The 24,057-nt window shown below is 68.5% G+C and carries 24 protein-coding genes and 1 tRNA gene; 10 read left to right on the top strand and 15 right to left on the bottom strand.

The genetic code is table 11. The annotated features are described in order from the left end of the window. Window positions 1-95: 95 nt before the first annotated feature. Window positions 96-1,361, top strand: a complete 1,266-nt coding sequence (locus ABGB14_RS45745) for an MFS transporter (protein WP_347650167.1) — start codon at window positions 96-98, stop codon at window positions 1,359-1,361. Here the strand turns inward: ABGB14_RS45745 and ABGB14_RS45740 are convergent, their stop codons facing one another. After that, window positions 1,362-1,655: a PspC domain-containing protein gene (locus tag ABGB14_RS45740; RefSeq protein ID WP_347650166.1), complete on the bottom strand. Its 294-nt coding sequence runs from the start codon at window positions 1,653-1,655 to the stop codon at window positions 1,362-1,364. It lies immediately after the preceding gene. A gap of 93 nt (window positions 1,656-1,748) precedes the next feature. On the opposite strand from ABGB14_RS45740, the gene ABGB14_RS45735 reads away from it, so the two are divergent. Then, entirely contained in the window at window positions 1,749-2,903 is a 1,155-nt protein-coding gene (locus ABGB14_RS45735) for an acyl-CoA dehydrogenase family protein (RefSeq protein ID WP_347650165.1), read from the top strand. Between the two features lie 49 nt (window positions 2,904-2,952). Then, window positions 2,953-3,025: transfer RNA gene (locus ABGB14_RS45730), tRNA-Lys, on the top strand. A gap of 71 nt (window positions 3,026-3,096) precedes the next feature. On the opposite strand, the gene ABGB14_RS45725 is transcribed toward ABGB14_RS45730, so the two are convergent. Both ABGB14_RS45725 and ABGB14_RS45720 read right to left on the bottom strand, forming a co-directional pair. Beyond that, window positions 3,097-3,522, bottom strand: coding sequence for a tyrosine-type recombinase/integrase (locus ABGB14_RS45725; RefSeq protein ID WP_347650164.1), 426 nt, complete (start codon window positions 3,520-3,522; stop codon window positions 3,097-3,099). Further along, window positions 3,501-4,139: a phage integrase SAM-like domain-containing protein gene (locus tag ABGB14_RS45720; RefSeq protein ID WP_347650163.1), complete on the bottom strand. Its 639-nt coding sequence runs from the start codon at window positions 4,137-4,139 to the stop codon at window positions 3,501-3,503. Before ABGB14_RS45720 ends, ABGB14_RS45725 begins: the two co-directional genes overlap by 22 nt. Between ABGB14_RS45720 and ABGB14_RS45715 the strand changes: the two genes are divergently transcribed. The 5 genes from ABGB14_RS45715 to ABGB14_RS45695 all read left to right on the top strand — a co-directional run bounded on the left by ABGB14_RS45715 (window position 4,132) and on the right by ABGB14_RS45695 (window position 6,884). Continuing rightward, window positions 4,132-4,608, top strand: a complete 477-nt coding sequence (locus ABGB14_RS45715; protein ID WP_347650162.1) for a histone-like nucleoid-structuring protein Lsr2 — start codon at window positions 4,132-4,134, stop codon at window positions 4,606-4,608. The two genes, ABGB14_RS45720 and ABGB14_RS45715, sit on opposite strands and share 8 nt — an antisense overlap. Before the next feature lie 116 nt (window positions 4,609-4,724). Continuing rightward, the gene (locus ABGB14_RS45710) at window positions 4,725-4,970 is read left to right on the top strand and encodes a hypothetical protein (protein WP_347650161.1); all 246 of its coding nucleotides are present in this window, start codon (window positions 4,725-4,727) and stop codon (window positions 4,968-4,970) included. After that, window positions 4,967-5,356: a type II toxin-antitoxin system VapC family toxin gene (locus tag ABGB14_RS45705; protein WP_347650160.1), complete on the top strand. Its 390-nt coding sequence runs from the start codon at window positions 4,967-4,969 to the stop codon at window positions 5,354-5,356. Before ABGB14_RS45710 ends, ABGB14_RS45705 begins: the two co-directional genes overlap by 4 nt. Window positions 5,357-5,454: 98 nt before the next feature. Next, the gene (locus ABGB14_RS45700) at window positions 5,455-5,721 is read left to right on the top strand and encodes a hypothetical protein (RefSeq protein WP_347650159.1); all 267 of its coding nucleotides are present in this window, start codon (window positions 5,455-5,457) and stop codon (window positions 5,719-5,721) included. Then, a complete protein-coding gene (locus ABGB14_RS45695; RefSeq protein ID WP_347650158.1) occupies window positions 5,718-6,884 on the top strand; it encodes a hypothetical protein in 1,167 nt (388 codons plus the stop codon). Before ABGB14_RS45700 ends, ABGB14_RS45695 begins: the two co-directional genes overlap by 4 nt. A 763-nt stretch (window positions 6,885-7,647) precedes the next feature. On the opposite strand, the gene ABGB14_RS45690 is transcribed toward ABGB14_RS45695, so the two are convergent. Next, on the bottom strand, window positions 7,648-8,055 hold the full coding sequence (locus tag ABGB14_RS45690) for a hypothetical protein (protein WP_347650157.1): 408 nt from the start codon (window positions 8,053-8,055) through the stop codon (window positions 7,648-7,650). Window positions 8,056-8,185: 130 nt separating this feature from the next. Next, entirely contained in the window at window positions 8,186-8,329 is a 144-nt protein-coding gene (locus tag ABGB14_RS45685; RefSeq protein ID WP_347650156.1) for a hypothetical protein, read from the bottom strand. A 255-nt stretch (window positions 8,330-8,584) separates the two neighbouring features. On the opposite strand from ABGB14_RS45685, the gene ABGB14_RS45680 reads away from it, so the two are divergent. After that, window positions 8,585-10,507, top strand: a complete 1,923-nt coding sequence (locus ABGB14_RS45680) for a Xaa-Pro dipeptidyl-peptidase (RefSeq protein ID WP_347650155.1) — start codon at window positions 8,585-8,587, stop codon at window positions 10,505-10,507. Window positions 10,508-10,891: 384 nt separating this feature from the next. Here ABGB14_RS45680 and ABGB14_RS45675 read toward each other — a convergent pair whose 3' ends face one another. From ABGB14_RS45675 to ABGB14_RS45640, 8 genes are all read right to left on the bottom strand, one after another. Then, window positions 10,892-11,005 carry an integrase gene (locus tag ABGB14_RS45675; RefSeq protein WP_347650154.1) on the bottom strand — a complete coding sequence of 38 codons (114 nt, stop codon included), beginning with the start codon at window positions 11,003-11,005 and terminating at the stop codon, window positions 10,892-10,894. A gap of 74 nt (window positions 11,006-11,079) precedes the next feature. Continuing rightward, the gene (locus ABGB14_RS45670; protein ID WP_347650153.1) at window positions 11,080-12,840 is read right to left on the bottom strand and encodes an FAD-dependent monooxygenase; all 1,761 of its coding nucleotides are present in this window, start codon (window positions 12,838-12,840) and stop codon (window positions 11,080-11,082) included. After that, complete coding sequence (locus ABGB14_RS45665) at window positions 12,833-13,753, bottom strand: amidohydrolase family protein (RefSeq protein WP_347650152.1); 921 nt, start codon at window positions 13,751-13,753, stop codon at window positions 12,833-12,835. The genes ABGB14_RS45670 and ABGB14_RS45665 overlap by 8 nt, the downstream gene beginning before the upstream one ends. Further along, entirely contained in the window at window positions 13,750-14,169 is a 420-nt protein-coding gene (locus ABGB14_RS45660; protein WP_347650151.1) for a TIGR03618 family F420-dependent PPOX class oxidoreductase, read from the bottom strand. The genes ABGB14_RS45665 and ABGB14_RS45660 overlap by 4 nt, the downstream gene beginning before the upstream one ends. Beyond that, complete coding sequence (locus ABGB14_RS45655) at window positions 14,166-16,001, bottom strand: acyl-CoA synthetase (protein ID WP_347650150.1); 1,836 nt, start codon at window positions 15,999-16,001, stop codon at window positions 14,166-14,168. Before ABGB14_RS45655 ends, ABGB14_RS45660 begins: the two co-directional genes overlap by 4 nt. Continuing rightward, window positions 15,998-16,909, bottom strand: coding sequence for a VOC family protein (locus tag ABGB14_RS45650; protein WP_347650149.1), 912 nt, complete (start codon window positions 16,907-16,909; stop codon window positions 15,998-16,000). Before ABGB14_RS45650 ends, ABGB14_RS45655 begins: the two co-directional genes overlap by 4 nt. Before the next feature lies 1 nt (window position 16,910). Further along, complete coding sequence (locus ABGB14_RS45645) at window positions 16,911-17,747, bottom strand: fumarylacetoacetate hydrolase family protein (protein WP_347650148.1); 837 nt, start codon at window positions 17,745-17,747, stop codon at window positions 16,911-16,913. Between the two features lie 108 nt (window positions 17,748-17,855). Further along, window positions 17,856-19,103: a helix-turn-helix domain-containing protein gene (locus tag ABGB14_RS45640; protein WP_347650232.1), complete on the bottom strand. Its 1,248-nt coding sequence runs from the start codon at window positions 19,101-19,103 to the stop codon at window positions 17,856-17,858. Window positions 19,104-19,490: 387 nt separating this feature from the next. Between ABGB14_RS45640 and ABGB14_RS45635 the strand changes: the two genes are divergently transcribed. Further along, window positions 19,491-20,441, top strand: coding sequence for an MBL fold metallo-hydrolase (locus ABGB14_RS45635; protein ID WP_347650147.1), 951 nt, complete (start codon window positions 19,491-19,493; stop codon window positions 20,439-20,441). A 644-nt stretch (window positions 20,442-21,085) separates the two neighbouring features. Here the strand turns inward: ABGB14_RS45635 and ABGB14_RS45630 are convergent. Beyond that, on the bottom strand, window positions 21,086-22,285 hold the full coding sequence (locus ABGB14_RS45630) for an MFS transporter (RefSeq protein ID WP_347650146.1): 1,200 nt from the start codon (window positions 22,283-22,285) through the stop codon (window positions 21,086-21,088). A gap of 138 nt (window positions 22,286-22,423) precedes the next feature. Further along, window positions 22,424-23,206, bottom strand: coding sequence for an SDR family NAD(P)-dependent oxidoreductase (locus ABGB14_RS45625; RefSeq protein ID WP_347650145.1), 783 nt, complete (start codon window positions 23,204-23,206; stop codon window positions 22,424-22,426). Window positions 23,207-24,057: the final 851 nt, after the last annotated feature.

Below are 24,057 nucleotides of genomic sequence, written 5' to 3'. Positions count from 1 at the left end.
TGACTTCTTTGGGTTGCGGCTTGCCCTTGTGTTCGGCAACCTTAGGTGACATACCGAACACAGTGAGTCAGGCACAGCGGAGTCCAATGGGGGCCATGCGGGCGCGACAACTGCCAGGACGACATCGGCGTGCCGAAGGACGACAAGTCACCTATCGCGAAGTCATCGCGATCAAAGAATTCCGGGCACTCTGGTACGGCCAGGGCCTTTCGCTCCTCGGAGACCAGCTCGCCCAGGTCGCGCTCGCGGTGCTCGTCTACGACCGCACCCAATCGGCGCTGGCCACCGCCGCCGTCTACGCGCTGACCTACCTGCCCTCGATCGTGGGCGGGCCGCTGCTGGCCGGCCTGGCCGACCGGTTCGCGCGCAGAGGCGTCATGCTGGCCTGCGACCTGATCAGGGCCGCACTGGTGGCCGCGATGGCCGTGCCCGGCATGCCGTTCTGGGCGCTGTGCGCGCTGGTGTTCCTCGTGGTGCTGCTCAGCGCGCCGTTCTCGGCGGCGCGGGCGGCGCTGCTGCCCGAGGTGCTCGAAGGCGACATGTACGTCATCGGCTCGGCCCTGCAGAACATGACGAACCAGGCCGTCCAGATGCTCGGTTTCGCGGCCGGCGGAGCCGTGATCGCGGCCATGGGCCCCTACCGCGCGCTCGCCCTCGACGCCGCGACGTTCCTCGGATCCGCGTTGATCCTGGCCTCCGGCGTGCACCGCCGCCCCGCCGCCCACGGTGAGAGCGGCAAGCCGTCCATGTGGACCATGACCGTGGCCGGAGCCCGGCTCGTGTTCGGGTCGAAGAAACTGCGGACGATCGTCCTGTTCGCCTGGTTGTGCGGCTTCTACATCCTGCCGGAGGGCCTCGCCGCACCGTACGCGGCCACGCTCCACACCGGAGCCCTGCCGATTCCGGTGATCACCGGGCTGCTGATGGCCGCCATGCCCGCCGGGACCGTCGTGGGGGCGTTCCTGTTCAGCAGGTTCGTGTCGCCGCCGCGGCGGCTGCGGCTCATGGGGTGGATGGCCATGCTCAGCTGCGCACCCCTGATCGTGACCGCGCTGCGACCCCCGCTGGCCGTGGTCCTCGCGGCATGGGTGTTGTCGGGGATCGGCGGGGCCTACCAGCTCGCGGCCAACGCCGCTTTCGTCCAGAACGTACCGGCCGAACGGCGTGCCCAGGCGTTCGGCCTCGTCCAGTCGGGGTTGATGGCCGTACAGGGGATCGGAATTCTGGTCGGCGGGTTCGCGGCGGAGAGACTCGGCCCCGAGCCGGTGGTCGCGCTGGCCGGGGTGACCGGGGTGGTCAGCGCCGCCGTGCTCGCCATGGTCTGGACCGAGTCTCGTGGTAAGGCCCGCGCACCGTCATGATCACGGCTGGGGCTTGTGCTCGCCGCTGTTCCAGTCGGTGTGCGTGCTCCGGTTCTGCTGCTTGTTGACCAGGTCCTGGACGATCGAGGTCTCGGCCTGCTCGTCGGGGATGAGGAGCCAGCCGATCACGTACACGCCGACGCCCAGCCCGCCGAACAGCGTCGCGATCGCCAGCGCGATCCGTACCATGTTGGCGTCGATCCCGACGTACTCGCCGACGCCCGCGCAGACACCCGCGACGATCCGGCCCTTGTGAGTCCTGCGCAGCTTCTTGACGTTGTCGTAATCGCTCATGCCTCAAGACTGCCCTGGGGGCCGGTGATAGCACATCCGGATTCTCCCTGGTAGAACCCTGGTAGTCCCTTACGCGACGAGAGGACCTCTGCGATGGACGACCTGCTGCGCCTGGACGACCGGCTCAACGCAGATCAGCGGCTGATCCGCGACACGGTCAAGTCCTTCGTGTCCGACCGCGTCCTCCCGCACGTGGGCGACTGGTTCGAGGAGGCCGCCTTCCCCGCGCGCGAGCTCGCGCCCGCGCTCGGATCGCTGGGCGTGCTCGGCATGCACCTGGAGGGTTACGGCTGCGCCGGCACGGACGCGGTGTCGTACGGCGTGGCCTGCCGCGAGCTGGAAGCGGGTGACTCCGGGCTCCGATCATTCGTGTCCGTCCAGGGTTCGCTGGCGATGTTCCCGATCTGGCGATACGGCTCGGAAGAGCAGAAAGAGGAGTGGCTGCCCCGGATGGCCGCCGGCGAGGCGATCGGCTGCTTCGGCCTCACCGAACCGGACCACGGCTCCGACCCCGCCAACATGCGCACGTACGCCAAGAAGGACGGATCCGACTGGATCCTCAACGGCTCCAAGATGTGGATCACCAACGGCTCGATCGCCGACGTCGCCGTGGTCTGGGCCCAGACCGACGAAGGCGTACGCGGCTTCGTCGTCCCCACCTCCACCCCCGGCTTCACCGCCCCCGAGATCCACAAGAAGCTCTCCCTGAGAGCCTCCGTCACCTCCTCCCTCTACTTCGACGACCTCCGCCTGCCCGCCTCCGCCGCCCTGCCCGGAGTCACCGGCCTCAAGGGCCCGCTGTCGTGTCTCTCGGAAGCCCGCTACGGCATCGTCTGGGGCGTCGTCGGCGCCGCCCGCGCCTGCCTCGAGTCGGCCGTCGACTACGCGAAGACCCGCGTCCAGTTCGACAAGCCGATCGGCGCGTTCCAGCTGACGCAGGAGAAACTCGCCTGGATGTACGTCGGCGCCGCCCAGGCCCAGCTCACCGCCCTGCACCTGGGCGAGCTGAAGGACGCGGGCCGCCTCGAACCCCGGCAGATCAGCTTCGGCAAGCTGGCCAACGTACGCGCCGCCCTCGACATCGCCCGCCAGGCCCGATCCATCCTGGGCGGGAACGGGATCACCCTGGAGTACCCTGTGATCAGGCACATGAACAACCTGGAGAGTGTGCTGACGTACGAAGGGACGCAGGAGATCCACACACTGGTGCTGGGGGAAGCGCTGACCGGGCTGGCCGCCTACCGATGATGGAGGCGTCGCGGACAGGACGGTAATCTCTGTACCCTTGCTGTAGCTGGGGGCGTTAGCTCAATTGGCAGAGCTGCGGACTTTTAATCCGTAGGTTCCGGGTTCGAGCCCCGGGCGCCCTACCCGAATGACCTGGGCGGACTCCCCGATCTTCATGATCAGAAAGTCCGCCCGGTTGCATTTTCAGTTGCAGTTATCCCCAGAGCGCGCGGCCCATGCGGGCTTCTGCTTCGGTCGAGAGTGTCGCCGTGATGTGGGTGTAGCGCTTCGTCGTGGTCAGTTGTGAGTGGCCGAGGATCTCCTGAACCACGCTGATGTCCACCCCTTGTTCTATGAGGAGTGTTGCGGCGGTGTGGCGGGCGTCGTGGACGCGGGCGTCCTTGTCGACTTCGGCCAGGCGAAGGAGTTCTTTCCATTCGTCCCAGTCCTGGCCGGCGTCTATGGGTCGTCCGTCCGGATGGCACCAGACGAGGTCATAGTCCTGCCACCGCTCCCCCGCCGCTTCCTTCTCGGCGCGCTGAGCCTCTTGGTGGAGCTTGAGGAGCGGGATCAGCGGGGGCGGGATCATGACGGTTCGCTTGCTCTTGCCCTTGGGCTTCACGAAGGTCCAGCCGCCCACGCGTTCGGGGCAGGAGGGCGCGTGCTTGGTGCAGTCGGGGGGGGGCAGAATTTCTGCCCTGCCTTATTGCACACGTGCTTGCGGCCGGAGGTGCGCTTGGCCTTGGGGCAGTCCTTCGGGCACGGGTAGCGGTGGAGCCGATCGCCGCAGGCGTGCGGGTCCTTGCAGCCGTGGCGATAACGCTGGTGCTTGATCTGCCAGAAGACGCGGATAACACCTCTCTTGAGGTCCACGTACTTCCAGCGAAGACCGAGCGCTTCACATTGCCGAAGACCGAGAGCCAGCGCCACGGACCAACGTGTTCCGTTCCTCTGGCGGCTGGCCACGTCAAGGACATCGCGGGCCTCGTCGGCGTCGAGCGGTTCGATCTCGACGCCTTCGGCGGTGGGAGCGTCGATCAGCGTGCAGACGTTGCGGGCGACCTTCTCTCGGCGCACTGCGATCTTCAGCGCACGGGAGAGGATCCGGTGGATCTGAAGAATCGTGTTCTGGGCGAGACCCTGCTTGGCGAGATAGGCGTAGAAGGCGTTAAGGTGTTCCGGGCGTAGCCGGTCGAGCCGATGGGCGCCCAGTCGCGGGATGATCCAGTGCTCGACCTTGGGGCGGTACGTGCTCACCAACGTGAGGTCACTGACCTTCAGCGGCGCGGGTGAGGGGTTCGACCTGCCCCGGCTGGACGCCCTGTTCCTCGCGATGCCGATCTCGTTCAAAGGAAAGGTGATCCAGCACGTCGGCCGGATCATGCGAGATGCCGCCGTCAAGCACGACGTCGAGGTGCACGACTATCTGGACGCACAGGTCCCACAGCTGGAACGCATGTACGGCAAGCGGCGCCGCACCCTCACCCGCCTCGGCTTCACCACCACAGCATCCGACTCAGGCGGACACACACCGACCGCCGCCGCTCCCTCGATCCCCACTCCGCCAGAGATCGCCCGGCCAACCGGCCAGGAACCGACCGCATCGCAGGTGCGCGCGTGGGCTCGCGAACAAGGACTCCCTGTCGCCGACCGCGGCAGACTCCGCCCCGAGATCTGGGAAGCCTGGCATGCCGCCGCAGGCACCCTGCCCGAGAAGAACCCGTGACTCGAAGAGAACCTGTGTGGCACGGACGGATACCGCCCATCGACGTGAGTGAGGCTCGGCCACCAGTTACGCTGAAGGTGCAACACAGGCGCCACCACGGAAGGAGTCGAGCGACGGTGAGCGTGGACCTCGAACACGAGCCCATTCATGACCTCGCCCGCCGGGTCATCCGGTTGGCCGAGGAAACCCAGCATGCCGCTCAAGTGCTCGAACGCCGTCTGGATGCGCTGGAACGCCGTTCCGAAGCCGCCGGCAGAGCCGAACGCATCTTGAATGTCGCCGCCGGTATGCGAACCCACCTCGGTCGGGATCGCCTGTCTGTTGATGATCTGTATGACCCGGAAACCGGCCTTCCCGCGTGATCATCGATTCCAGTGCCATCATCGCCGTCATCAACGGCGAGCCCGAGGCCACCCAATTCGCCCACGCCATCGCCGCAGCCGTGTGTCGCATCTCGGCCGTCAACTACGTCGAAGCAGCCATTGTGGCGGACAACCGTGGCGCGGCCATGCGCAACGCCTTCGACACACTCGTTGACGAGATGGGCCTCATTATCGAGCCGGTAACGCCCCATCAGGCCAGAATCGCGCGCCGGGCTTACCAGATCTACGGCAAGGGCAACAACTCCAAGGCCAAGCTCAACATGGGCGACTGCTTCGCCTACGCCCTCGCCAAAGACCTCGGCCAGCCCCTGCTCTTCAAAGGTGAAGACTTCCCGCACACCGACATCACCCTTGCACCACCCTGAGAGTCCACAACTCCCCCACCCTCGCCGGGGTATTGTGTGCTGCTGTGACTCGCCGCCCCCCTGACGATCATCTGGATGAACTGATTGAGCGAGCGATCGTGGACGCCTACGACGATGACGAGCAGCTCTCCGGATTCCATGTGATGATCGGTGACAGCCTGGCGGTGCCGTTCGAAACCACCGTGCTCGGCCTGCAGGTCACCGTCACCGCGATCGACTTCCCACTCGGGAGTGGCATCGTGGCGATCTGCCGCCACGGCGATCACGAGCAGGCGATCGGCATCCTCGATCTGCCGCTCCCCGACCCGCCACCGACCGGAGCCGAATGGATCCATGCCTTCCGCCGCTGGGCCGGGTTAGCATGAGCGAATACCAGTACTACGAGTTCCTGGCCATCGACCGGCCGCTCACCGACAAGCAGCAGGCCGAAGTGCGCGCCCTGTCCACCCGGGCCCACATCACCGCCACCAGCTTCACCAACGAGTACCACTGGGGCGATTTCCACGGCGACCCGTCCCGCATGATGGAGCGTTACTACGACGCCCACCTGTACCTGGCCAACTGGGGCACCCACCGCATCATGCTGCGCCTGCCCAAAGCCATGCTCGACAACGAGCAGGCCCAACGCTACTGCGTAGGCGAGCAGGTCAACACCTGGACCAGCGGCGGACACCTCGTCCTCGACTTCACCAGCGAAGCCGAAGAGGAGTACTGGGAGGACGACGTCGAACGCTCGCTGTCGGCCATCGTCGGCATCCGCGCCGAACTGGCCGCCGGCGACCTGCGGCCGCTCTATCTGGCCTGGCTGTCGGCGTACGGGACATGGGAGCGTGACGAGGACGCGTTCGACTACGACGACGAGGACATATTGGAGCCACCCGTCCCACCAGGGCTGGGCTCGCTCAGCGCGCCGCAAAGGGCCCTTGCCGACTTCCTGCGCCTGGACCACGACCTGCTCGCAGCCGCCGCCGAAGCCAGCCCGCCCGTGCAACCCGTACAGCACGATAAAAAGGCCCTGGCCGCCTGGATCGGCACTCTGCCGGCCAAGCGTAAGGACGCACTGCTGCTGCGGGTGATGGAAGAAGACGGCGCGAAGGTCCGGTGGGAGTTGCTGCGCGAGTTCGGCGGCGGAACCACCGGCCAGGAGGTGGAAACAGATCGGACGGTCGCCGAACTGCTGGACGCCGCCGCCGCCCGCCGCCACGTACGCGATCAGCAGGAGGCGGGCCGGCGCGCCGAAGAACAGGCCCGCCAGGAACAGGAGCGACGGCAGGCCAGGGAACTCCGCCTGAACCAGCTTGCCAAGGATCTCGACGCCGCGTGGGACGTGGTGGAGACCTCCATTGGCACCAAGAAGCCTCGCGAATACGATCTGGCCGTCGAGCTCCTGCGTGACCTGCACGCCCTGGCCCTGCGCGACAAGCACGTCGGCCCGTTCACCCAGCGCCTCACTCACCTCCGGGAACGGCACCAGGGCAAGCCCAGCCTCATCAAGCGGCTCAACGACGCGGGCCTCACAACCGAGTGACCGGCAATTGGTGACCAGCGGTCCGCACCAGCGACATTCACGTAGCCCGCACTGCCCGGCCAGCCGAGAAGTGCATGGTCAAGGGATGCCAACCGTCGCACGATTGCTCGTTGGGTGCTCGTCGGCACTGGTCCGGCACAACACCGGGCGGCATTATCGGGCATTTCGAACGCGGGCAAGGCATGACACTGCGACGCAAAAGGGCACGTTTCGACAGCGGGCGGTGTTCCGTCGCAGCCGCGCCCCGTCGACAACCAGGCCACTCTCTCCGACTACGCGATCATCGGCTCCACAATCGGGGTATCACTCCAGGACTAGTGACAGCCTCTTTTGAGGGGCGGGTTGCTAGAGCGCGAGGGGAGTTTCCGGGTCTCGGCGGCGGCGTGCCCGGAGCGACTAGGGCTGCTGTCCTGCAGGTCGGGAATGGTGTGCTCGGAGGCGATCAAGCAATCACCCTCGGCTTCATTTCAGGCCGAAGCTCAAAAACGACCGCAGCCAGACCATCGCGGTGCCGGCCCCAGCCTCTCCACACGCACAACTGCCTTCGCGCCGGACCCCCTTGTGCAGCGACTCCGACGGCGACTCTTGCGCCGCCCAGGAATGAGAGCTGGGGAGCACCGCGCCCGGCATCCACATGGTGATCATCGACCCGAAGGCACCGGCACGGGCGACGTCAGCCTGACGGTCAGCACGTTCGCCGACCTCAGCGCCGCGGTGACGGCCGACGGCGCCGCGCACGGCCGTCGCTGTCCGGGGAGTGGGGCTAACTCGCGGGCTTGGCGCAGGCGGCCACGATGTAGCCCTTCTTGCCGTTGTAGCTGACGTACTCCCATCGGTTCCAGGTCCGGCCGCACATGGTGTACTTGCTGCCGGTCACCCCGTAGTCGCAGTTGTACACCTTGCCCTTGGGAATCCCGCCCACGGGGTTGCTGATCAAAACCGTCGACTCGTAGATCGTCAGGTTTTTCGGCGCCTTGCCGCGGCCGCCGAACCGGCAGTAAAAGCGAGCGGAGGCCGACGCGGTGGAGGTTGACGCGGTGGAGGTTGACGCGGTGGAGGTTGACGCGGTGGCCGCCTGCGACGAGGCCCCGGCGGGCCCGGCGGTCGTGCTCACACCGGCCGCCGCCACCACCGCCACGGCCATGGCGCCCAGCGTCTTCCGTACTCGCATGACAAAGCTCTCCACGACCAGATAGGGGACATGACTCCTTGGCTGTCCAAGCATGCCGAATCAACATCCGCCATGTCGTTAACTGACAGTCCACAGATGCTCAGCGATGCCTGCACTGCGGCGCGCGAGTCTACGCCCCGGCCGGGACCTCCAGCCGTCTGGCGATCGCCGCAGGCGGCTTCCGCACCCGCTCGGCCACCCGGACCTCGTTGGTGATGGCGCCGGCGACCAGGTCGGCGACCATGACGCGGCCGTAGACGCGCACCTCGTCCACCTCGCCCGGTCATAACTCGGCCGTTGCTCCCGCCGCCTGGCCGCGGCCGAGCGTCCCCGGTACGGGCCGGCCCCCGACCTGGCCTTCGTCCATCGGCCAGTGACCGTTCGGTCCCGCTCCCGGGTTGACGTTGAAGACCTGGAGGGTGTTTGCTCCCCCGGGACGTGATCAACAGCCGCGGTTGCCGATCTTGCCGCCTCGCGAACTACTTGCCTGACTCCCTGACTTACCACTCAACTGCCTCGGAGGTCATGTATGTCATCATTACGCACAGCTTTGATCGCCGCCGCGCTCACCCTCGCGATCCCGATCCCGGCCCAGGCGACAGCCGGTCCGGCGATCACCATCGAGAACGGCCGTACGCAGCCGGTCTTCTCCTATGCGGACGCCGTCCGCGAGCACGTGTACGTCGAGTCGCCGGTCGACAGCGATCTCGACGGCAACCTTGACAAGGTGCGGGTGGACATCATCCGGCCGAAGGAGTCCGGGCCGGGGCTCAAGGTGCCGGTGGTCATCGACGAGAGCCCGTACTACGACAACTCGGGTCGCGGGAACGAGTCGGAGCACAAGGCCTACGACGCCGCCGGAAATGTCACGAAATTTCCGCTCTTCTATGACAACTTCTATGTGCCTCGCGGCTACGCCGTCCTGAACGTCGACATGCTCGGCACCACCCGGTCGGAGGGTTGCCCGGACATCGGCGGCAAAGCTGACGTGCTGGGCGGCAAGGCGGTCATCGACTGGCTGAACGGTCGTGCCAGGGCGTTCAGGGCCGACGGCAGCGCGGTCGTGGCGGACTGGACGACGGGCAAAGCCGCCATGATCGGCAAATCGTACGACGGCACCCTGGCCAACGCGGTCGCGGCAACCGGGGTGGAGGGTCTGGAGACGATCGTGCCCATCTCGGCGATCAGCTCCTGGTACAAATACCAGCGATCCAATGGCGTCGTCTACAACTACGACTACGCCGCCGGGCTGGCCAACCACGTCGACACCGACCCCGAGGCCAAGTGCCAGCAGGTACGCGACAGGATGGACGCCGAGGACGCCGACGACACAGGCGATTACAACGACTTCTGGTCCGAGCGCGACTACATCGGCGGCCTGCTCGGAGACGTCTCCAAGGTCAGGGCCAGCGTCTTCGTCGCGCACACGGTCAACGACCTCAACGTCAAGCCCGACAACTTCTCGACCTGGTGGAAGGCTCTGGCCGACAGGAACGTGCCGCGCAAGATCTGGGTGGGCCAGACCGGACACGTGGACCCGTTCGACTTCGAGGGCCGCAGAGGGCTGTGGGTGGACACGCTGCACCGCTGGTTCGACCACTGGCTGCACGGCGTGCGCAACGGGATCACCGGCGAGCCCCGCGCCGACGTCGAGGTCAGCCCGAAGCAGTGGATCACCCAGTCCGACTGGCCGGCGCCGTCCGCGCTCAAGACGTCGCTCTACCCCGCCGCCGACGGCTCGCTCGGCTCCAAGCCCGCCGCGGCGAACAGTGCCGCGTCCTTCAAGGACGTCGCCATGAGCGAGACCGACATGGTGGCCGACGTGGGCACGGCGAACCCGGGGCGGGTGGCGTTCACCACCGGCGAGCTGTCGCAGGACCTGCGCCTGTCCGGCACTCCCACGGCCGACCTGCGGGTCAAGCTGGACAAGCCCACCTCCAACCTGACCGCACTGCTGGTGGACTTCGGCGAGGACTCCCGCGTCGACTGGCGTACCAACGAGGGCATCACCGATCTCGCAGAGGAGGACTGTCACGGGGAGAGCACCGCGGCCGACGACGCCTGCTACCGCAAGGTCGTCACGAACGTGGCCACCCGCCCGCTGGAGATCGTCGCCCGAGGCTGGATCGACGTGCAGAACCGCGACTCGCTCAGCCAGGCCACGCCGCTGCCGCCGGGCACCTACGGCACGGTCACGTGGCTGACGCTGCCGCAGGACTACACCTTCAAGAAGGGACACAGGATCGGCCTCGTGCTGGCCGGCACCGACTCCACCTACAGCGATGAGACCGGCACCGGCGCGAACGTCACCGTCGACCTGTCCAGGAGCAGCGTGAGCGTGCCTCTCATGCTGGGCACGCCGCTGGTGGACGTCCCGAAGGACACGACGAAGTTCCGCGGTCCCGGGAAGCTCGACCTGCCCAAGCCGGACACCACGTTCCGGTTCTTCTAGATCGTCAGCGGAAAGGGGCAACCTTGCACCTGCCGGAGCCTGGCCGCCGCCCTTCGCATGCGTGCGGCCAGGCCGGCACCGCCCCCTGCTTCCTGGCCGACCGCTCCCTTTCTCGCAGCTCGCGGCCATCCCCTTAGGACACGATGCTCCCTCTTGGGCTACCCGAATGGTCAAGGCCGTGCCATTGCCCGGAGTTGCTCTTCGGTCAACGGCACCCGTGAACCTGCGGCGGCATGTTGGGGCATTTCGAGGACGACGAAAAGGGGCGGAGCGTACAAAAAAGTACATTGAGGCATGGCTTGACACAAACGCTGGTGACAGCTTTTGCAGCCGAGAGGGCCGGAATCCCGCTGATGGGAGTCCGGCCCTTGGTCGTTCTGAAGGTCATCCGAAGAACTGCTTGGCGACCGCGTCGACCGCCGCCCGTTCGATGTCGGGAAGCACGTGGCCGTACGTGTTCATGGTCAGCGCGATCTGGCTGTGGCCGAGTGTCTTCATGACGGTTCGAGGCGAGGCGCCGCAGGCCAGCAAGTAGGACGCGTTTCCACGTTACGAGGGGAAGCCCAGGCGGGTCATCGGACCCCTCCGAGGATCGACTGCAGGGCTTGGGACAGCTGGGCCGGCGCGTCGGCGGGTTGCTGAGCGCGCCAGGCGATGCATCGGTCGGGGCGGATGAGAACCGCGCCAGCCGGTCCGTGGCCGCGGTGGCGGGTCCAAGTGGAGCGGGGGTCGAGCAGGTCGCCGTCCAGGTGGCCGACGTGGACGACGTCGAGCGGCCAGGCGTCGGCGAGCTTGGTGGCGGCGTCACACCAGTCCTGGCCGTCCTCGCCCGCGATGAGCAGGAATCTGCCGGGCCGGACCAGGTCGTGCGTGGACAGCCGCCGTCCGTGGTCGTCCTCCAGCCAGGCGTGCGGCAGCGGGTGGCCGGGCCGGGCGCAGGACTGGTAGAGGCGGATGGGATCGGGGTTGGCGGGTTCGGGGGTGCCGTCGTCGACGACGGCGGCCGAGGTGGCCGAGGGGTAGGTGTAGCCGTACTCGATGTTGTGCTCGTTGAACTCCATGGACTGGCTGGCGATGGCGCGGTGGACGGCGCGGGCGTGCTCGGCGTCCTCGGGCAGGCCGCTCCACAGGCGGCGCAGTTGCCGCCAGTTCGTCTCCGGGTCGGCGCCGGGGGTGATGCCTGCGGCCTGGGTGGCGACGATGTGGTTGAGGGCGTTCTCGACCGAGCGTTGCACGTTGCGGGCGGTGACGGGCTTGCGTTCGGGCTCGTAGGTGTCCAGCAGTCGCTCGTGGGCGTGGCCGTGCAGGACGGCGGCGAGCTTCCAGGCGAGGTTGTGCGCGTCCTGGATGGCGGAGTTCAGGCCGAGGCCACCGGTGGGCGGGTGTCGGTGGGCGGCGTCGCCGAGCAGGAAGACTCGCCCGTCGCGGAAGCGGTCGGCGACCACGCCCTCGATCGACCAGCGGGTGATCAGGTGCACGGTGAGCGGGTGGTCGGGCAGGCCGAGGGCGGTGCGCAGGTCGGTGATCACCTGGTTGTCGTCGAGGCCGCGCGGGTCGTCGGTGGCGTAGTTGAGGTGGACGACCCATTCTTCGCTGTCGGGGCCCCAATGGTCGGGGCCCATGGGCACCATGGTGGCGCCGCCGCCGGTGTGCGGGAGGGTCAGCCAGCGGATGAGTACCTCGGGGTCGCGGGCGTAGGCGGACAGGTCGGCGCTCAGGTGGACGGTGGCGATGCGGGCCAGGTCGCGGGCGCCCTCCATGACGATGCCCAGATGGCGGCCGATGGTCCGGCCGCCGTCGCAGGCCAGCAGGTAGCGGGCGCGCACCTCATACGTCTGGCCGCTGTCTCGGTCGAGGATGGTGGCGGTGACGCCATCGGCGTCGGTGGTGAAGGTGACCAGTTCGTGGCCGAAGCGGATGCGACCGGGCGCGAGTTCCTCGGCTCGGGCCTTGAGGATGGGCTCCAGCCGGATCTGGGGCAGGTTGGTCTGGCGCTGCGGGCTGGCGGCGGCCCAGTCGTCCGACAGGCCGCCGCAGCCCCACGACTCGACCAGGCCGAAGCGGCGGCCGTAGTCCTCCGTAGGGCCTGCGAGGCCGGCGTACCAGCCGGAGTAGCGCATCTGCTCGGGCGGGGTGCCGCGCTGGTAGATGGTCTCGGCGAGGCCGAGGTCGGCGAGGATCTCCATGGTGCGTTGGTTGAGCACGTGCGCCTTGGGCAGCACGGAGGTGGTCGGCAGCGCGCTGATGAGCAGGTGGTCGACGCCGAGCTGGGACAGCAGCATGGAGGCGGTCAGGCCGGCACCGCCGCCGCCCACGATGAGCACGTCATGCACGGGGCGCCTCCTTCAGGCGTGGGAACAGCCTGCGGGCGTTGCCGTGGTTGATCGCCTCGTCGGTGGCCCAGGTGTTGAAGTAGGCGACGGCGAGTTCGGGGGCGAAGGGCCAGTCGCTGCCGTACAGGACGTGGCCGGGCTTGGCGAAGGCCAGCAGGGAGGGCAGCGCGGCAGGGCTGGCCGACAGGGCGGTGTCGAAGTAGAAGCCGGACAGGTCCTCAAGGACCTGATTGGGGTCGCGGCCGGTGTCGTTGAAGACGGTAAGCGCCAGGCGGTGGGCGGCGTAGGGGACGAACCCGCCGGCGTGGGAGAGGATGAACCGGATGCGCGGGAAGCGCCGCGGCACGTCGTGCTTGACCAAGCTGAACGCCGCGCGGGTGGTGTCGAGCAGGAAGTCGGCGGCGAACGGCGGGATGCCTTCTACCGGCGGGCCGGGCAGTTGGGCAGGGTGGACGAAGACGATGGCGGCGCGCTCGTCGAGGGCGGCCATGAGCGGGTCGAAGGCCGGATCGCCCAGGTAGGCGCCATCGCTGTTGGCCAGGAGCATCACCCCGTCGGCGGCCAGCTCATCGAAGGCGTGGGCGGCCTCGATGATGGCGGCCCTCACGCCCGGCAGGGTGAGCGTGGCGAAGAACCCGAACCTGCCGGGATGCTCCTTCACCACCCCGGCGACGAACTCGTTGGATTCCCGGGCCACGTAGGCGGCGTCGGCGCCGTCATCGAGGTAGGCCCCCGGCGTGGTCAGCGACAGGATGCCGGTGGCGATGCCCAGGCGGTCCATGAACTCGAGCGCCTCGTGCGGGCTCCACGACGGCAATGGCCGACCGCCCGGCGCGTCGACGCCGTGCGAGCGCAGCCAGCGCGCGTACCGCTCATGAACCATGTGCTGATGGACGTCGATACGACCGCTCACGTTGTTTCTCCCTGATCCAAGTAACTGGTGCCGTACACACGCTCGACGATGATCTCCAGGATCACCCGGTTCATGGTGGCCAGGTCCGCGTCGCTCACCGGCTCCACCGGCCGGTCGCCGATCCGGGACCAGACGAGAGCGGTGTCGCCACCAACGTCCTCGGTGCGGACGCGTGCGCCGCCCTCCAAGGTCGCCGACGGATAGGGGGCCGCGCCGCCCATCACGCACAGCGAGGCGCGGCCGGTGCGGGCCACATCCCTGGCCTTGGCCCGACCCGGTTCAGTGGAGATGAGCAGGCGGTCACCGTCCAGGGCGAAGTAGACCACTGATTGGCGAGCGGTGCCGTCGGGCCGGGTGGTGGCCAGGACGCCGGTGAGTTGCCGGTCGAGGAGATCGCGGACCGGCTGGTCGATCATGAGGACACCATCCGATGGGCGATGTTGTGGCGATCGAGGGTGGCGGCCAACTCCGGGTCCGCGCCGATCAGCACGGTCGGCCGGCCATCCTCCAGCACCACCTCGGCCTGGGCGCCGGGAGCGATCCCGGCCAGGAGGCGGCGGATGGAGTCGGCGACCAGCTCGGGCTTGAACAGCTTGCCGACCGAGGTCGTCGGCAGCGATTCGACGACGTGGACGGCCTTGGGCGCGGCGGCGGGCTCAGAAGCGTGCTCTCGCGCCCAGGTCAGCAAATCGGCCTCGGTGACGACGCCGGTGACGGTGACGTAGGCGACCGGCACCTCACCGGAATGCGCGTCGGGGCGGCCGACCACGGCCGCGCCCGAGACATGCGGGTGCGCCAGCAGGGATTCCTCGATGGGCCGCGGGTCGAGGTTGTGGCCGCCACGGATGATGAGGTCCTTGGCGCGTCCGGTCAGGTAGACGTAGCCTTCTTCGTCCACGTGGCCGAGGTCGCCGGTGAGCAGCCAGCCGTCGAAGATCTTGTCAGTGGGGTCGGGACCGCCGGGGCCGAGGTAGCCGGGGAAAACGGCCGGGCCGCTGATGGCCAGCACCCCGCCCTGGCCGGGTGGGCAGTCACCGGTGGGATGGTCGGCGGCGTCCACGGTGACGGCCTTGATCCGCTGGTACGGCAGCCGCAGCCCGACCGACCCGGCCCGGGGCGCGAAGGCCGGGGTGGCGGCGCTGGCGCAGGTAGCCTCGGTCAGCCCATACCCCTCCAGCATGGGCACCCTGACCTCCTGTTCGAATCCGGCGCGGACCCGGGCGGGCAGCGGCGCGGCGCCGACCGCGCCGGCGCGCAGGCTGGAGATGTCCACCCCGTCGGGCAGCGGTGGCAGGCTCGCGTACACAGTCGGGACGGCCGAGAACGCGGTGACCCGGTAGCGCTCGATGATCCGCCAGAAATCCGCCATGAGCTGTTTGTCGCGGTAGCCGAGCGGGCCGAGGCTGACCACGGCGGCGCCGTGCATGAACGGCGCCAGCCCGGTGACGTGCACCGCGTTGACGTGGAACAGCGGCAGCCCCGCCAGCGCCACCCCGTCGCCGCCCGCGTAGGCTCCCGAGCAGCCGAGCGCCCAGGCCATGTAGACCTCCATGGCGTGCGTGTGCGGGGCGACCTTGGGCGTGCCGGTGGTGCCGCCGGTGTGGAAGTACGCGGCGAGATCCTGGGGCTGAGGCCGGTGCGAGGTGATCAGGCGGTCGCCGGGCTGGTCGGCGGCCAGTCGCTCGAAGTCGCCGCCCCGCACCTTCGCCGGAGCGTGGGCGGCGTCGATGGAGGCGTTACCGCCCACGATCAGCAGCGCCCGCAGTCCCGGCAGCCCTTCGGCCACGCGTAGCGCCTTCTCCCACAGTCCTGGCAGCATCGCCGAGCCGGCGACCACCAGGATCTCGGCACGGGTAAGGGTGAAGATGTCGATGATGCGGTGATCGGCGAGCATCGGGTTGACCGGGTTGGCCACTCCGATGGCCTGGGCGCCCAGCAGCGCGGCGTAGGTGTGGCCGCTGTTGGGCAGCAGCAGACCCACCGTCCCGCCGGGCGTCAGTCCCAGGGACGCGTAGAGATTCGCGGCCTGGTGCACGCGTCGCAGCAACTCACCGTAGTTCCACGTCATCTCCGCGCCCTCGCCCAGCAGGTGCAGGGCAGGGGCGTCAGGGTTGGCGGCGGCGGTACGGGCCAGGAGGTGGTAGGTGGAGGCGGGCAGTTTCCGCTCAGTCAGCGGCACCGCCTCCACCAGCGGCAAATCTTCGGGGACCAGCACCAGCGGCCGGTCGCCGTCGGTGTGGTGGCTCATGCGCTGTGCGCTCCCGCCATCAGTGCGGCCAGGTCCTCGGGCTCGATGAACGACGGCGGCACCGGCGGCCCCCAGCTGTAGAGGATGCGCATGTCGGAGAACACTTCGGGCTTCCAGATCGCCTCGTCCACCACGCAGTCCAGGTCGCTGTAGTACTCCGAGAAGTTGCCCGCCGGGTCCTTGAGGTACCAGAAGAAGTTCGAGCCGATGTGGTGCCGCCCGAGCCCCCACACGTGCCGTTCGGGATGGCCTTCCAGCATGTGGTGGGCGCCGCGGCCGATCTCGTCGACGTCCTCGACCTCCCAGGAGGTGTGGTGCAGGTACGGCACGGGCGCCGGCTGGACGAGCACGTTGTGGTGGTCGGTCGAGCAGCGCAGGAACGCGGCGATGCCGGGCACCTCGTCGCTGACCTTGAACCCGATGCCCTCGGTGAAGAAGCGCTGGCTGGCCTCCTGGTCGGTGGAGCCGAGCACCACGTGGCCGAGCTTGCGGGGGCGTACCGGCTGCTCGCGCAGCACGCCCGGGGCGCGGGCGTCGATCCGGTCTGCGCGACCGGGCCCGTTGTAGACCGGGGCGGGCTCGGCCGGACGGGTGATCCGGTCGGCGATCGACACTCGGACGCGGACGTTCGTGCCCGGGTCGCTCACCCGGCCGTCGGCGTCCAGCGCCAGGTCCAGCCGGGCCAGGCTCGCCTTCGTCCGGGCGAGGTCGTCGGGGTCGTCCACGCCGACGCCCAGCTCGACCAGGCGGCGGGTGGGCGCGTGGACTAGCTGCAGCTGCTCGCCGCCGTCGGCGGTGGCGAAGGTGTGCTCGCCGATCTGTGCGAGACCGAAGTCGGCGTAGTAGGCGGCGGTCTCGGCGATGTTCGGGACGCCGATGGTGATGCGGGTCAGGCGGTGCAGCGCCATGTCAGGCTCCCGTGAAGGTGGTGCGGAGTGTGCCGATGCCCTCGATCGTGGAGTGCAGGTGCTCACCCGGCGCCAGGAAGCGGGCCGGAGTGCGGGTGCCGCCGATGCCGCCCGGGGTGCCGGTGAAGATCACATCGCCGGGCAGTAGCGGGGTCACGGCCGAGAGCTTCTCGATCAGCTCGGGCGCACCGAAGATCATCTGACTGGTGCGGGCGTGCTGCATGCGCTCACCGTCCAGGTAGCAGGAGATCTCCAGGTCGTCGGGGTTCGCGAACTCGTCCGGAGTGACCAGCCACGGTCCCATCGGGCCGAAGCCCGGAAACGATTTGCCCAGGGAGAACTGCTGCGCCTGTGGCAGCGACAGTTGCGTGATCCGCTCGGACAGGTCCTGCCCCACTGTCAGCCCGGCCACGTGGCCCCAGGCGTCGGCTGCGGCCACCCTGTGGGCACGCCGGCCGATCACCACGACCAGCTCGACCTCCCAGTCGGTCAGCCCGCCCTGCGGCAGCGCGACCATGGCGTCCTGGCCCGTCAGGCAGGAGACGAACTTGGTGAAGACCGGCGGCCTCGCCCCTGGCTCGATGTCCGACTCCTCGGCGTGGTCGCGGTAGTTCACGCCGATTGCGAACACCTGGCGCGGGGCGGGGGCAGGCGCCTCCAGGTCCGCCTCGTCGAACGGGACGGGCGTGGCATCGGTATTCCAGGAACGCAGCTCGTCCCAGCGCTCGAACAGGGCCTGCAGGTCGGAGGGGAAGCGGCCACCGCCGGCCTTCTCGATATCGATCGCGCCGTCGCCGGTCAGGAGCACAGCTCGGCCGGCGAGGTTGGCAACACGCATGGGCTTTCCTTCGTCAGCGGGTTGTTACGCCGATTCAACGAAGGCTCTGCCGCCTGCCGCTTGTGCCGGAAGCCCAGATTTTCGCCGACATGTGGGCTCTGGGCGGGCTCAGTCGGCCCGGCGCGAAGTGCGGACGATCTCCAGCGCCAGCCGCAGCTCCAGCAGGTCGTCCGGCAGCGGGTGGCCGAGGAGCTCTTCGGCCCGCTTGATCCGATAGCCCACAGTGTTGCGTGAGACGTGCAGCACCTCACCGGCGCGTCGCGGGCTACGGCCGGCGGCCAGGTAGACGCGCAACGTCTCGCGCAGCTCCGCCCGCCGCGCATCACCGCCGGCCAGCCCTCCCAACATCTCCTCGGCGAACCAGCGCGCCCGCTCCTCGCTCGAAGCCAGCAACGACCGCACCCGGATATCGGCATGACGGCACAACCTGGTCTCTCCCAGAAACCCCTGAGCCTCTCTGGCGCCCACATGGCTGCGCCGGAACCCGGCCACCCCGTACGCGACAGGGCCGACGGCCAGCCGCAGCCCCACCGGCACCTCAACGCCTGCTTCGGGAGCAGAACCCGAGAGCCGTCCCGTCCACGCCCACACATCCGACGGCCCTGCCTGCACCGTCAGTACGCCCTGCCCGTCCATCGCCCGCGCCACCTCCCCCGCGAAGCGCCGCAGCATCTCGGCCGGAGTATCGAGCTCGTCAGCGACGACCACGAACGCCACGTGGTGGCGGGCCAGTTCGTAGCCCAGCGTGCGCTGGGCTGTCTTCTGGTCGATACGCCGTCCCGCCACGATGTCGTCCACGATCCGGTACCGCGCCGCCTCGGTGCTGGCCTGCCAGCGGTTCCGCTCGGCGATGTACTCCTCGGCCATCCGGCTGGCATGCACATCGGCGTAGGAGAACAACAACTCGCTGACCCGATGGCTCTCCGTCACCCGCACCGGCTCCGGCTCGGCGTCGATGGCGTCCATCAGCCGCTGGTGCAGGCACGCGTGCCCGATCCGCACCCCGCGCAACACCAGGTCCAGTGGCACCCCCCGATGTACCAGGTCCGCGTTGCCTTCCACCGCCTCCACAGGCACCAGCTCCGGCGAGGGACGGGCGTCCAGGAAGAGCCCGGACAGCGCTGCCAGCACACTCGACTCCACCGAGCGCCGCAACGTCTCGAACGGCGTCCGGCCGCCACCGTAGGCCGGTACCTGCTCGATGACCTGCTGCGTCATCCACACCGCCGTCTCCACCGCCCATCCCGTCGGCCCGTCTCCCAGCGTCTGGCGGGCGAGGGCCAGGGTGGCGCTGGAGGCCGCAGCCGCATGCCCGCCCCCCTGAGCGCGTAGGCCCGGCAACCACTGGCACGGCATGTCGCTCACGTGGCCAGTCCTAGCACATGTTGAGCCCGGCGCTGAGGCCGTCGGATCGCCTTGTAGCAGGTGACCCAGCCGAACGTGGCAAGGCGGGCGATGCGGGCGTCGGGTCAGTCGCGTCATCCCGGCAAACGACCTCATTGGTCGGTGACGCTTCGGCATGGCGATGGGTGGCTACGGCTCTCTCGCTCAGTGCGGAGCTGCCGTGGCCAGCCTCATCCTCCCGATCGCCTGGACCTGGTCGACCCGACGGGCGACCCGATGAACCATGATCCCAAGTCATCCTCCGACGCTGCTTTGCCGCGGCGACAGGCACCCAGACGATCCACGGCGGCGAAGATTGGGTGATCGCTGTCGTGGTACCGTCGCCGTGGAAGCCCGCAAGTGCTCGCCCCGGACGAGATGTGCGCCGTACCCGGCCTGCTAGACGACACACACACACTCGGAGGAGACGTCATGGATGCGGGCATACCCCTGATCGATTTCACTGGAGTGACTCCACAGCCTTGTGCGCTGGATGTCCGGTGGATTCACGGTTCACCGTCGGCCAAGCACAACACCGATCCGGACATCCAGGTCCACGCGTACGACGAGCACACGTTCATCTTGCGGCAGAACATGGCGATCAACTACGAGGCGCCGTTCTTGTTCCTGCTGTTCGGAAACGCACGGGCGGTGTTGATCGACACCGGCGCCACGGTATCCGCCGAGTTCTTCCCCTTGCGCCGGGTGGTCGATGAGCTCGTCGCCGGCTGGCTCGCCCACCATCCCCGGGAGGGGTACCACCTGCTGGTGCTGCACACCCACCCGCATGGTGACCACATCGCGGGCGACGATCAGTTCACCGACCGCCCCGATACCACGGTGGTCGGCGCGGATCTGGCCACCGCCTGGGAGTACTTCGGGTTCAGCAAGGATTCCGACGCCGTGACACAGGTCGACCTGGGAGGCCGCGTGCTGGAGTGCCTGGCCACCCCGGGCCACCACGAGGCGGCGGTTACGTTCTACGACCGGTGGACCGGGTTCCTGCTCACCGGCGACACGGTCTACCCGGGCCGCCTCTACATCCAGGACTGGTCAGCCTTCGCCCGGACCATCGACCGCCTGATCGACTTCTCCGACCGCCGACCGGTCACCCATGTGCTGGGCTGCCACATCGAGATGACCAGACAGCCAGGCGTGGACTACCCGATCCGCACCACCTACCAGCCCGACGAGCCCCCACTGCAGATGACCACCAGGCACCTGCACGAGATCCGTACGGCGATCAAAGAGATCGGCGACCGGCCCAGCCGGCGTGCCTACCCCCTCTTCATCCTCTGGCCAAACCTATGAGCCGCACGTACACGTCGAGCCTCCTGCCCGATGCGACGTCGTCCCCCGGCCGCGATGCCTGTGGGCCAGCCGGTGACGCTGCCGCACCGGACCTCCGTCGTGTTCAGCTCGGCCTTCGTCGACATCCGCGATCCGCATAACGGGCTTGGCAACCCCTTCTCCGTCGTCATGGGCGCCGACGTCGGGACCTGGGACAGCGCCAGGCGCCGGCCCGCCGCACCGGTACCCCCGAAACCGTGTTCATCGACGCCGTCCGCGAATCGCGCGGGCCAGACGCCACCAAGTAGTCATGCAACCCGCTGACTGCACCGATCAGCTTGCCGTGCTGGAGAGCGCCGCGTAACCCTCGAAGAACTTACGAACCCGACCAGTTAGCCATGAGACGCCACGCGACCCAGAGCTATGACAGCGTGGGAGCCTGAATACCGCAAAATGGTGCTGCGCGGTAGGCGACTCCGCTCGACCGGGACGCCGTGGCCCGGCCCGGATCGCGCCGACGCTCGTCACCACCAGCGGAACCGTGAAGGCCGGCAGTGGTGCCGGGGCTCTACATGATGATGCCGGCGCTGCTGTCCACGCTTGCCGTGCTGCGCTAGCGAGTCCACCGGCCGCCCGCTGCCGGGCTGAGGAGGCCGCGCGGCGGGTCAGGACGCTCGTGCCCCGCTGCGCATGCTCGCTCGCAGCAGCGCGGCGCAGCCGACCGCGACGACCATGGCGGCCGCGGCGAGGTAGAAGATCGTGCTGGCCGAGGTCCCCAGCGCCAGCAGGGCGCCGGTCAGGCCCGGTCCCGCGACCGAACCGGCCCGGCCCATGGCCGAGGACCACCCGATCCCGGTCGTCCGCTGCTCGCGCGGGTACAGCGCGACGGCCATCGCCAGCTGGCCGTTCTGGCTGGCGCTGACCGCGGCACCGACCCCGCACAGCGCGATCAGCAACCCCAGGCCGCCGAGACCCAGGCTGACCGACGCCGGTATCAGCATCGCGGTGAGCACCGGCATCGCGATCAGCATCCGGCCTATACCGGCCCAGGCCACGAGCGGGATCATGGCCACCCCGCCGACGATCGCCCCGAGGTAGATGAACGCCAGCCCCAGCGGCGCCTCGGCCGCCGAGACCCCAAGATCCGTGAGCAGGACGGGCGCCCACGCCGACAGCGCGGTGGACACCGTGAACACGAGGAATGCGTACAGCCAGAGCAGGAGCGTGTTGATCCGCACGCCGCGGGCGAACAGCTGCCCGACGCGCTCGCCGCGCGGGGCGCCGCCGGCGACCTGTCGGGCGGCCGGTTCCGGCGGCAGGAACATCGCCATGGGGAGCACCAGCACCGCAGAGACCGCTCCGGCCAGCCAGAACAGCCCGGTCACGCCGACCGAGGCGATCAGCGGCAGGTAGACGAAGCCCGCCGCGGTGGCACCCGACGCGACCCCGAGCGCCATCAGCAGGGACACGACGTCACGTCGCCGGCTCGAGCTGAAGTCCGTCGCGACCGCCACCGCGGACGGGAGCGCCCCGCCGAACCCCAGCCCGGTCACCAGGCGAACGACCCCCAGCGCCTCGATCGAGTGCGCGGGGAGGACGACCGCGATGATCATCGTGCCGAGGGAGAACAGGCCGACGCTGCCGATCAGCAACCGGCGACGGCCGAACCGCTGCGCCAGCCATCCGGACCCCAGGTAGCCGGCGAACACGCCGACGCTCGTCGCCACCAGTGGAACCGTGAAGGCCGCCGGCGCCAGCCCCCAGCTCTCGGCGAGGGCGGGGACCGCCAGCGACAGCGCCGTCGCGTCGAACCCGTCCATGACGATCGGGAGGAAGCACAGCACCACCACGAGCCAGTTCGTCACTCGAACGCCGCTACTGTCGGGCGCGTCCAGACGCACATTCACGATCTCGGCCTTACCCGCATCACCTTGAGAGCAGCGCTCCTGTCGTACACGGTCGATCTCCTGTCTGCTGGGGCACGTGGAAGAGGCGATTGCCGGTCAGACTGCTTTCACCGCGCCCCCGTCGACGAGGTAGTTGTTTCCGGTAGCACTGATGGCCAATGGCGATGCCAGGTACGTCACCATGGATGCCACATGGTCGGGCTCGATGAGTTCCCCGGAGCTGATGCCTGCCGCCGTCGCGGCGTTCTTGAGCAGTTCTTCGTGACTTATGCCCTGGGCGGCGGCGAGGGTTGCGCCGAAGCCGCCGGGTTCGGTCCAGAGCTCGGTTCGGGTGCCGGCCGGGGAGACGGTGACGGCCCGGACGCCGCGGTCGGCGTACTCCTGGGCGAGGGCCTTGCCGAACGCGTTGAGTGCCGCCTTGGCGGCGTTGTAGGGGACCGGGCCGAGGTGTGGCAGGCGTGCGCCGGCCGAGGAGATGTTGATGATCACTCCTCGGCGTCGCAGCAGGCTCGGCAAGGCGGCACGGCACGCGCGGACGGCAGCAAAGAAGTTGAGGTCGAACGTCCGCTGCCAGATGGCGTCGTCGTAGTCGTTGAAGCCGCGCAGGTCGGCCGGATCGCCGCCGCCGACGTTGTTGACCAGGATGTCGATGTCGCCGTGCCGGTCGAGGACGGACTGGACGAGCTCCCCGGGTCCGGTCGGGGTCGACAGGTCGACGGCGATGGCGTCGGCGCTGTTGCGGGTCAATTCGTCCGTGATCGTTCGGGCGGCCCCGATCACCGTGACGCCTTCTGCGGCCAACGCGCGGGCGATCGCGAGGCCGATCCCCCGGCTGGCGCCGGTGACGACGGCGATCTTGTTAGTCAGGTGCAGATCCATTGCTTTGCCTCCATATGAGTTCCAGTGGATGTACGTCGAAGTGCATGCGCGGAATCGAGACCGCTCAGGTGGCGATGCGGGCGCGGGCGCGGGCCATCGCGCTTGTGCGTAGCGCCCTGGGCCCGGCCCGGATCGAACGACCATGGCCGGGCCGGGGCTCATGATCTCCGATCAGTCCTGAATCAGCGCGGCGAACATGCCGGGCTGATAGGAACCCCCTGGGTTGCGCACAATGACATAGCTCGGCCTCCGCGAACACGGTCGACTCGCGACGCGCAGTTCGACTTGTTCCCGCAGAGGCTTCGGCAGTGTCGACCGGTCCAGGGCTAACCAAGCGTTGTAGAACCGCTTGACAAACTTCGCGGCAGTCGTGCTGTCCAACAGGTTGAATCGGGATCCCATGAATCGTCCTCACTCGTGGTGTTGAACACGGATGAAAACGGGACGATGGCGACCCGATCGTTTGTGACAACGTGGTCGCATGATGTGTGCCATGTCACAGATTGGGCGAGCCCGATGTGAGACCACACCGATCAGCCGCCTGGGCGGCCCGGCAGTGTCGCGGCCCTTTGGAGCGGGCTCGGCAGGACCAGGTGCTGACCGAGCGGATCCACCGGCACCACCAGGCATCTGAGGCGATCTACGGGGCGCCTCGCATCCACGCCGACCTGCGCTAGGTCGATGGGGTGCGGGTGACGGCGCGGAACACGCCGCGGCCCGCCGCCCGGTCGTCGGCGAGTTCACCGTGAAGCGGCTGGCCGCGCTGCGCCCGCGCATCCAGGACATCGTCGACCACTTCGTCGACGGCATGCTCGCCACCGACCAGCGGCCGGTCGACCTGGTGCAGGCGC

Source organism: Nonomuraea sp. B10E15, from assembly GCF_039871615.1.
Lineage (GTDB): Bacteria > Actinomycetota > Actinomycetes > Streptosporangiales > Streptosporangiaceae > Nonomuraea.
This window is presented reverse-complemented; position numbering and strand designations above follow the sequence as displayed.

Bases quoted from the DNA above. Each gene is read 5' to 3' on its own strand.
- ABGB14_RS45745 (WP_347650167.1), top strand. From the start codon at position 96: ATGCGGGCGCGACAACTGCCAGGACGACATCGGCGTGCCGAAGGACGA.
- ABGB14_RS45740 (WP_347650166.1), bottom strand. From the start codon at position 1,655: ATGAGCGATTACGACAACGTCAAGAAGCTGCGCAGGACTCACAAGGGC.
- ABGB14_RS45735 (WP_347650165.1), top strand. From the start codon at position 1,749: ATGGACGACCTGCTGCGCCTGGACGACCGGCTCAACGCAGATCAGCGG.
- ABGB14_RS45695 (WP_347650158.1), top strand. From the start codon at position 5,718: ATGAGCGAATACCAGTACTACGAGTTCCTGGCCATCGACCGGCCGCTC.
- ABGB14_RS45690 (WP_347650157.1), bottom strand. From the start codon at position 8,055: ATGCGAGTACGGAAGACGCTGGGCGCCATGGCCGTGGCGGTGGTGGCG.
- ABGB14_RS45680 (WP_347650155.1), top strand. From the start codon at position 8,585: ATGTCATCATTACGCACAGCTTTGATCGCCGCCGCGCTCACCCTCGCG.
- ABGB14_RS45675 (WP_347650154.1), bottom strand. From the start codon at position 11,005: ATGAAGACACTCGGCCACAGCCAGATCGCGCTGACCATGAACACGTAC.
- ABGB14_RS45660 (WP_347650151.1), bottom strand. From the start codon at position 14,169: ATGATCGACCAGCCGGTCCGCGATCTCCTCGACCGGCAACTCACCGGC.
- ABGB14_RS45655 (WP_347650150.1), bottom strand. From the start codon at position 16,001: ATGAGCCACCACACCGACGGCGACCGGCCGCTGGTGCTGGTCCCCGAA.
- ABGB14_RS45650 (WP_347650149.1), bottom strand. From the start codon at position 16,909: ATGGCGCTGCACCGCCTGACCCGCATCACCATCGGCGTCCCGAACATC.
- ABGB14_RS45645 (WP_347650148.1), bottom strand. From the start codon at position 17,747: ATGCGTGTTGCCAACCTCGCCGGCCGAGCTGTGCTCCTGACCGGCGAC.
- ABGB14_RS45640 (WP_347650232.1), bottom strand. From the start codon at position 19,103: ATGCCGTGCCAGTGGTTGCCGGGCCTACGCGCTCAGGGGGGCGGGCAT.
- ABGB14_RS45625 (WP_347650145.1), bottom strand. From the start codon at position 23,206: ATGGATCTGCACCTGACTAACAAGATCGCCGTCGTCACCGGCGCCAGC.